12 protein-coding genes are annotated in these 6,891 nt (G+C 79.0%); 1 reads left to right on the forward strand and 11 read right to left on the reverse strand.

Annotated elements, in window-relative coordinates:
* Positions 1 to 29: 29 nt before the first annotated feature.
* Positions 30 to 1,133 carry an ACR3 family arsenite efflux transporter gene (gene arsB, locus ACRYMN_RS16985; RefSeq protein WP_432497580.1) on the reverse strand — a complete coding sequence of 368 codons (1,104 nt, stop codon included), beginning with the start codon at positions 1,131 to 1,133 and terminating at the stop codon, positions 30 to 32.
* 94 nt (positions 1,134 to 1,227) lie between these two features.
* On the opposite strand from arsB, the gene ACRYMN_RS16990 reads away from it, so the two are divergent.
* Complete coding sequence (locus ACRYMN_RS16990) at positions 1,228 to 1,605, forward strand: ArsR/SmtB family transcription factor (RefSeq protein ID WP_432497583.1); 378 nt, start codon at positions 1,228 to 1,230, stop codon at positions 1,603 to 1,605.
* 31 nt (positions 1,606 to 1,636) lie between these two features.
* Here the strand turns inward: ACRYMN_RS16990 and ACRYMN_RS16995 are convergent, their stop codons facing one another.
* From ACRYMN_RS16995 to ACRYMN_RS17040, 10 genes are all read right to left on the reverse strand, one after another.
* Entirely contained in the window at positions 1,637 to 1,858 is a 222-nt protein-coding gene (locus ACRYMN_RS16995) for a hypothetical protein (protein ID WP_432497584.1), read from the reverse strand.
* A 70-nt stretch (positions 1,859 to 1,928) separates the two neighbouring features.
* On the reverse strand, positions 1,929 to 2,510 hold the full coding sequence (locus ACRYMN_RS17000; protein WP_432497586.1) for a hypothetical protein: 582 nt from the start codon (positions 2,508 to 2,510) through the stop codon (positions 1,929 to 1,931).
* On the reverse strand, positions 2,507 to 3,079 hold the full coding sequence (locus ACRYMN_RS17005; RefSeq protein WP_432497589.1) for a DUF6286 domain-containing protein: 573 nt from the start codon (positions 3,077 to 3,079) through the stop codon (positions 2,507 to 2,509). The genes ACRYMN_RS17000 and ACRYMN_RS17005 overlap by 4 nt, the downstream gene beginning before the upstream one ends.
* Positions 3,076 to 3,504, reverse strand: a complete 429-nt coding sequence (locus ACRYMN_RS17010) for an Asp23/Gls24 family envelope stress response protein (RefSeq protein WP_432497591.1) — start codon at positions 3,502 to 3,504, stop codon at positions 3,076 to 3,078. Before ACRYMN_RS17010 ends, ACRYMN_RS17005 begins: the two co-directional genes overlap by 4 nt.
* The gene (locus tag ACRYMN_RS17015; protein ID WP_432497593.1) at positions 3,497 to 3,676 is read right to left on the reverse strand and encodes a hypothetical protein; all 180 of its coding nucleotides are present in this window, start codon (positions 3,674 to 3,676) and stop codon (positions 3,497 to 3,499) included. The genes ACRYMN_RS17010 and ACRYMN_RS17015 overlap by 8 nt, the downstream gene beginning before the upstream one ends.
* A 78-nt stretch (positions 3,677 to 3,754) precedes the next feature.
* Complete coding sequence (locus tag ACRYMN_RS17020) at positions 3,755 to 4,081, reverse strand: hypothetical protein (protein WP_432497596.1); 327 nt, start codon at positions 4,079 to 4,081, stop codon at positions 3,755 to 3,757.
* Entirely contained in the window at positions 4,078 to 4,551 is a 474-nt protein-coding gene (locus ACRYMN_RS17025; protein WP_432497599.1) for an Asp23/Gls24 family envelope stress response protein, read from the reverse strand. Before ACRYMN_RS17025 ends, ACRYMN_RS17020 begins: the two co-directional genes overlap by 4 nt.
* 206 nt (positions 4,552 to 4,757) lie before the next feature.
* Positions 4,758 to 5,417, reverse strand: coding sequence for an Asp23/Gls24 family envelope stress response protein (locus ACRYMN_RS17030; RefSeq protein ID WP_432497601.1), 660 nt, complete (start codon positions 5,415 to 5,417; stop codon positions 4,758 to 4,760).
* Positions 5,414 to 5,950 carry an RNA polymerase sigma factor gene (locus ACRYMN_RS17035; protein WP_432497604.1) on the reverse strand — a complete coding sequence of 179 codons (537 nt, stop codon included), beginning with the start codon at positions 5,948 to 5,950 and terminating at the stop codon, positions 5,414 to 5,416. The genes ACRYMN_RS17030 and ACRYMN_RS17035 overlap by 4 nt, the downstream gene beginning before the upstream one ends.
* Positions 5,951 to 6,015: 65 nt before the next feature.
* The gene (locus ACRYMN_RS17040) at positions 6,016 to 6,588 is read right to left on the reverse strand and encodes a hypothetical protein (RefSeq protein WP_432497607.1); all 573 of its coding nucleotides are present in this window, start codon (positions 6,586 to 6,588) and stop codon (positions 6,016 to 6,018) included.
* Positions 6,589 to 6,891 lie beyond the last annotated feature (303 nt).

A 6,891-nucleotide genomic window follows, 5' to 3' on the forward strand; every position in this document is an offset into this window, starting at 1 on the left:
CACCGTGGGAGCACCGCGGGAGCGGGTGGTCAGCGGGCCGGGACGGTGGGGTCACCGGGGAAGAAGCGCCGCCCGGCCCACAGGGCGACGTGGACGAGGGCCACCAGCACCGGCACCTCGATGAGCGGGCCGACGACCCCCGCCAGGGCCTGCCCGGAGGTGACGCCGAAGGTGCCGATCGCCACCGCGATGGCCAGCTCGAAGTTGTTGCCCGTCGCGGTGAAGGACAGCGTGGAGGTCTTCGCGTAGCTCAGCCCGATCGCCCTGCCCAGGGCGAAGGAGCCCGCGAACATGATCACGAAGTAGGCCAGCAGGGGCAGCGCGATGCGCGCGACGTCGCCGAACCGGGAGGTGATGGCCTCCCCCTGCAGGGCGAACAGCATCACGATGGTGAACAGCAGCCCGTGGAGGGCGACCGGGCCGATCCTCGGCAGGAAGACGCCCTCGTACCAGGCCCGGCCGCGGGCGCGCTCCCCCAGCACGCGGGTGAGGAACCCCGCCGCCAGCGGGATCCCGAGGAACACCAGGACCGAGACGACGATGGCGCCGACGGAGAACTCCGCCGAGGTGGTCTCCAGCCCGAGCCAGCCGGGCAGCACCTGCAGGTAGAACCAGCCCAGCGCGGCGAAGGCGAGGATCTGGAACACCGAGTTGACCGCGACCAGCACGGCGGCGGCCTCGCGGTCCCCGCAGGACAGGTCGTTCCAGATGAGCACCATGGCGATGCAGCGGGCCAGTCCCACGACGACCAGGCCGGTGCGGTGCTCCGGGGAGTCCGGCAGCAGCAGCCAGGCCAGGGCGAACATCAGCGCCGGGCCGACCACCCAGTTGAGCACCAGGGACGAGACCATCAGCCTGCGGTCGGCGGCGACGCGGGCGGTCTCGGAGTAACGCACCTTCGCCAGCACCGGGTACATCATCAGCAGCAGCCCGAGCGCGATGGGCAGGCTGACGGAGCCGACCTCCACGGCGCTCAGGGCGTCGTCCAGGCCGGGGACCAGGCGCCCCAGCAGCAGGCCGAGCGCCATGGCGGCGAGGATCCACACCGGCAGGAAGCGGTCCAGGACGGACAAGCGGGCCAGGACCGGGGCGTCGGCCCCGCCGCGGGGGTCCTCGGCGACGAGGTCGCTCACCGGGCCGGGCCTGCTGGCGTGCGCCGGTCCCGGCAAGAGGTATCCACGTCCGTCAATATAGACAGACGTCGATGTCGAGTGCCACGCTGGGACCGTGGCCACCCCGACACCCCTCGACCCGTGCGCCCCGGGCGCGGGTGCCGACCGCTGCGCGCCGCTGACCCGTGAACCCCTCAGCGCCGAGGCCGCCGCCACCCTGGCCCGCAGGCTCAAGGCCCTCGCGGACCCGGCGCGGCTGCGCCTGCTGTCCCTGGTGGCGGCGCACGAGGGCGGCGAGGCGTGCGCGTGCGACCTCACCGAGCCCCTCGGCCTGAGCCAGCCCACCGTCTCGCACCACCTGAAGGTGCTCGTCGAGGCGGGGCTGCTGACCCGCGACAAGCGCGGGGTGTGGGCCTACTTCGCCCTCGTGCCCGGGGCGCTCGACGCCCTGGCCGCCGTGCTGGCGACCCCCGCCGCGCCGGCTCCCCGCTGACGCGCGCAGCGGCCCGGCTCAGCGGCCCCCCTCAGCGGCGCCGCAGCGCGCGCAGGGCGCTGAGGCGGCCGGCGGGCCTGCGCGAGCGCTCGGCGAGCGCCGCCGCGCGCACCAGGGCCCGCGAGACGCCCCTCGGGGCACCCCCGTGCGCGTCGAGCGCCCCCGCCAGGCGGCGGGCGGCGCGCGCGCCCAGCGGCACGGCGACGGTGAACAGCAGCCAGCGGCGCACGCCACCGGTCAGGAGCACCCACACGGTCGTCCTCCTCCGCGCTCGGTCGACCGGTCCGGGACCGGTCCGGTCGTCGTCCGAGCGTGACGGACGATCAGACCGCGCGCGCGGCGGCGCGGGCCCTGCGGGCGACCTGCACGCGCACCCGCCCGCGCACGTCGTCGCGGCCCAGGACCCGGCGCAGGTCGCCGCTGACGCGCTCGACGCCGTCCACGAGCTCCGCCAGGTCGGCGGTCGGGTCGGCGGTGACGGTGAGCACGGCCAGCAGGTGCCCGCGCTCGTGGACGAGGCGGCCGTCGGCCGAGCGCACGCCCGGCAGCGCGGCGACCTCCTCGGCGGCGGCCTGCACGGCCGAGCCGCCGTCCACGGCCAGGGCGCCGGTGCGGTCCGAGCCGGGCAGGCGCAGGTGCGGCACCCCGCGGCGGGGCAGGTGGGCCAGCAGCCACCACAGGGCGAGCAGCACCAGCACCGCGCCGGCCGCGCCGGAGGCCAGGGGCCACCAGGACTGCGCGTAGGCGTCAGTGGCGGTGCTCAGGCGCAGCTCGGCGGGGGCCGCCGGCCAGAGGCGGGGGAGCTGCCCGGCGCCCCAGGCGGCGGCCGCCAGGCCCAGGGCGAGGAGCACGAGGCCGGCCACGAGGGCGGCGAGCCGGTCCAGGGCGAGCACGCGGCGGGTCACCGGGTCTCCTTCCGGTCGCGGGGGGTGGTGTCGCGCACGAGCACGCGCGGCGGCCGGGTCACGGCGGACAGCGCGCCGGCGACGGCCGCCGAGACGGCGTCGGCGGTGCCGGCGGCGCCGGTGGTGGTCACCGAGACCCGCACGCGGCGGCGGGTGGCGGTGCTGCTCGCGTCCAGGACGCCGTCGACGCCCTCGGCGGCGCCGGTGGCCAGCCGGGCGACGTCGCGGGTGCGCAGGTGCGCGCCCGCGCGCCCGCCCAGCGGCAGGGAGTCGCGGGTGCGCCGGCGCAGCGCCGTCACCACCAGCCACAGCCCCAGCAGGGCGACGACCAGGCCCGCGGGCACCAGCCACCCGGCCGGCCGCGCGCCGACGAGGGCGTCGGTGGCGGTGCCCAGCCAGGCGGTGCCGGTGCCGCGCGCGGCGACGACCGCGTCGCGCACCAGGACGGCGCCCAGGGCGCCGGTGAGCAGGGCGAGCACGGGGCCGACCACGGCGACCGGCCCGCTGCCCGTGGGCGAGGCGGCCGGGCGCAGGGGCTGCGCGCGCTCCTCGAGCGCGGGGGCGCTCACCGCACGCGCCCGGAGGGGTGCGCCGTGCGCACGACGCGCGCGACGGTCACGGACACCGAGTCGGCGGTGACCGCCGCGAGGTCGCGCAGCTGGGCGGTGACCTCCGCGCGCACGCCGGCGGCGACCTCGGCGGCCGGGTGCGGCCACAGCGAGGCCACCTCGACCTCCACGCGGGCGCGGTGGCCGGCGAGGTCGACGTGCGCGCGGGGCAGGTCGCGGCCCAGCGCGCCGGCCACGCGCGCGGCGGTGGCCGAGGCGGGGGCCACGCCGCGCACGCCGAGCGCGGCCGCGCGGACGATCGTGCGCACCGCCTGCTCGGCGACGGTCAGCGAGCCGCGGGAGCCGGCCTCGGCGAGGTCCACCACGCGCGGGGCCGTGCGGCCCGGCACCGCGACCGGCGCGCCGGGGCGGGCGGCCTCAGCCACGGCCACGGGAGGACACCAGCCCGATCAGGTCGAGGCGCCCGGAGAGCTGGGCGCCGGCGAGGAAGCCGAGGGTGCCGAGCAGCAGGGCGAGCAGGAAGGCGGGCCAGCCGCCGACCGCGGCGGCGACGGCCAGCAGCAGACCGGCGAGCATGCCGACGCTGGACTGGGACACGGAGGACTCCCGGGGTGTGGGGTGGGACGGGGGACGCGCGGGGCGCGCAGGACGAGGGGGCGCGGGGGGCGCCCCGCCTCAGGGGGTGGGCTCGGCCAGGTCGGCGAGCACGACGTGCACGGGGGCGCCGAGGACGGCCGAGGCGGCCGCGTGCACGGCGCCGGCGGTGGCGCGCAGGTCCGCGCCCGCGGCGACGACCACGTGCACCTCGGCGCCGTCCTCGCCCAGCCGGACGCCGGTGACGCGCCGGCCGGGCAGGTACGTCGCCACGGTGCCGTGGCGGCCGGGGTGCAGGCCGACGACGCCGGGGACGGCCAGCACGGCCGCCCGCACCGCGTCGGCCCGCTCCCCCGCCCCCGGCGCCGCGGAGCGCGCGCCGGGGGCGGGGGCCGGACCGCTCGTCACTGGACCCGGGTCTGGCGGGCGACCGCGGCGGTGTCGGCGTCGTCCGCGTCGTCCTCGGGCAGGTGCACGTCGTTGACGGCGATGTTGACCTCGGTGACCTGCAGGCCCGTCATGCGCTCGACGGAGGAGATGATGTTGCGGCGCACGCTCGCGGCGAGGTCGGCGATGGAGACGCCGTACTCGGCGACGAGGTCGATGTCGATGGCGGCCTGGGTCTCGCCGACCTCCACGGAGATGCCCTGCGAGACGTTCTTGCTCGAGCCGGGGATGCGCTCGCGCAGGTTGCCCAGGGCGCGCGCGGCGCCGCCGCCGACGGCGTGCACGCCCGAGACCTCGCGGGTGGCGATGCCGGCGATCTTGGAGACGACCGGGTCGGCGATCGTGGTGACGCCCTGGGTGGTGGACAGCGCGCCGCTCTTCGCGGCGGTGACCAGGGAGCTGCCGCTGGTGGAGGTGGTGGGCTGGCTCATGGCTGAAGCTCTCCTCGTGAGGGGGTGACGTCGCGGGTCCTGCGCGGCGCGGGGCCGCGGGAGCCGCGAACTGCTGTCGAAGGGTTGGACGCGGCGCGCGGCGGATCCTCACGCGGGCGCGGCGTGACGGTGCTCACACCCACCGGGGACGGCGCGGGGACGGCGCGGGGACGGCGCGGGGGCGGTGCGGGTGCGGCGGCAGCGCCTCAGGGGGCGGGGGGCAGCACGTCGTCCACGTGGACGTTCACCTCGGTGCTGCTCACCGACGCCACCTCCCGCAGGTCGGCGGCCACGGCGGCGCGCACCCGCGCGGCCACGTCCGGGATCGAGGCGCCGTAGTCGACGACCACCGCCAGGTCGATGCTGGCGTGCCCGCCGGCCACGCCCACGGCCGAGCCGGGCCCGTCCTGGCGCCGGGTGGCCACCCGGGCGCGCTCGGCGTCCACGGGCCGGGTGTGCCGGCCCAGCACCACCCGCACGCCCGGCACCCGGGAGGCGGCGCGCTGGGCGACGTCGGCCAGCACGCGCGCGGCGATGCGGGTGCTGCCGCGCACGCCGGGGAGGACGACGTACCAGTGGTCGCGGGCCAGCTCGCGCACCGCGGCCACGACCGCGCCGAGCAGCCCGGGCGGGGGGACCTCCTCGCGCGCGGCCACCGCCCGCACGCGGCTCCACAGCCGCGAGGCCGCGGTCAGCGTCGCGCGGCAGTGCGGGCAGGTGGCCTGGTGCGCGTCGAGGTCGTCGCCGCGCCCGGCGGCGACCTGCTCCAGCAGGTCGTCGACGCGGTGCCCGCACGGCAGCAGCTCCTGCTCCGGCCCGGGCGGCAGCGCGTCGGGCAGCGCGTCGCGGGGTCCCTGCTCGCTCACGCCCACCCCCCCATCCCGGCCAGCAGCGCCCGCCGGGCCCTGGCGACCCGGCCGCGCACCGTGCTCACGCCCACCTGCAGGACGTCCGCGGCCTCCTCGTACGTGCAGTCCATGAAAGCGGTCAGCACCAGCGCGGCGCGCTGGTCCTCCGGCAGGGCCAGCACGGCGCCGTGCAGTGCATCGTCCCTCGCCGCCGCCTCGACCACCTCCTCGGTGCGCGCCGGGCCCGCCACCTCGGTGTCCACCGGCACCGGCACCGGGCGGTGGCGCCGCTGCAGGGACAGGCACTGGTTGACGACGATGCGGTGCAGCCAGGTGGGGAAGGACGACTGCCCCTGGAAGGACGGCAGCGCCGTCCACGCCCGCAGGAACGACTCCTGCGTGACGTCCTCGGCGTCGCGGGCGTCGCCGAGCATGCGCACGGCGAGGGTGTAGGCGCGCACCTGGTGGCGGCGCACCAGCTCCTCGAAGGCCGGCAGGTACCCCTCGCGGGCCCTGGCGACGAGGTAGTCGTCCGCTGCTCGAACGTCCATCGCCGCCGATCATGGCGGGCGGCGCGGCGATCGGCACCTCGCGGGCCCGCCCGCGGGCGCCGGGCTCAGCGCGGCGCCGCCCGCCACCCGCTGAGCGGGCCCGCGCGCTCGGCGTGGAGCACCACGAGCGCGTCCTCGTCGGGCGCCGGCCCGGGCGCCGCGGGCGCGGCGGCCAGCCCGGCCGCGTCGGGCTGCAGCTCCAGCCAGTCCACGCCCTCGGGCAGGAAGACGTAGGTGCGCTCGCCCAGCAGCGCCCGCACCCGCCGCGAGCCCGGCGCGCCGTCGAAGGTGCCGCGCACGTGCAGGTCCACCCCGTCGGCGCGCGGCACGGCCCGCACCTCCTCCAGCCGCCAGGCCCGCTCGACCTCCGGCGGGCTGGTGGCGGGCAGCAGCCCCGTGCCGACCTGGGAGACCTCCCCGTCGCGCGCCTCCAGCAGCGCCAGGCCCAGCTGCTCGCCGTCGCCCACGCGCGCCTCGCTGTAGAGGACCAGGGCGCGCGCCTGCAGGTACTCCTCGCTGACGCGCACCCCCAGCACGCGCACGTCGTGCCCGTCGGCGCGGGCGCGCGCCGGGGAGGGGCAGCAGCTCCAGTCGTTCACGCGCCCGGAGGTGAACAGGCCCTGCTGCTCCCAGTCCACGGAGCCCAGCAGCTCCAGGTCGGCGCGCAGCCGCGGGTCGGCGGCCGGCGCGGACGGGCCGTCGCCGCCCGGCGCGCCCCCGTGAGCCCCGTCGGCGCCGTCGGCGCCGGGGTGCAGGCCAGCAGCACCAGCAGCGCGGCGCCCGAGGCGGTCAGCGGCCCGGCCCTGCGCACGGCGGCCCCCTCCCCCTCGGGGGGGGGGGGGGGGGGGGGGGGGGGGGGGGGGGGGGGGGGGGGGGGGGGGGGGGGGGGGGGGGGGGGGGGGGGGGGGGGGGGGGGGGGGGGGGGGCGGCGGGGCCGGGCG

Source organism: Kineococcus gypseus, from assembly GCF_050871305.1.
Classification (GTDB): domain Bacteria; phylum Actinomycetota; class Actinomycetes; order Actinomycetales; family Kineococcaceae; genus Kineococcus; species Kineococcus gypseus.

Bases quoted from the DNA above. Each gene is read 5' to 3' on its own strand.
- ACRYMN_RS17025 (WP_432497599.1), bottom strand. From the start codon at position 4,551: ATGAGCCAGCCCACCACCTCCACCAGCGGCAGCTCCCTGGTCACCGCC.
- ACRYMN_RS17035 (WP_432497604.1), bottom strand. From the start codon at position 5,950: ATGGACGTTCGAGCAGCGGACGACTACCTCGTCGCCAGGGCCCGCGAG.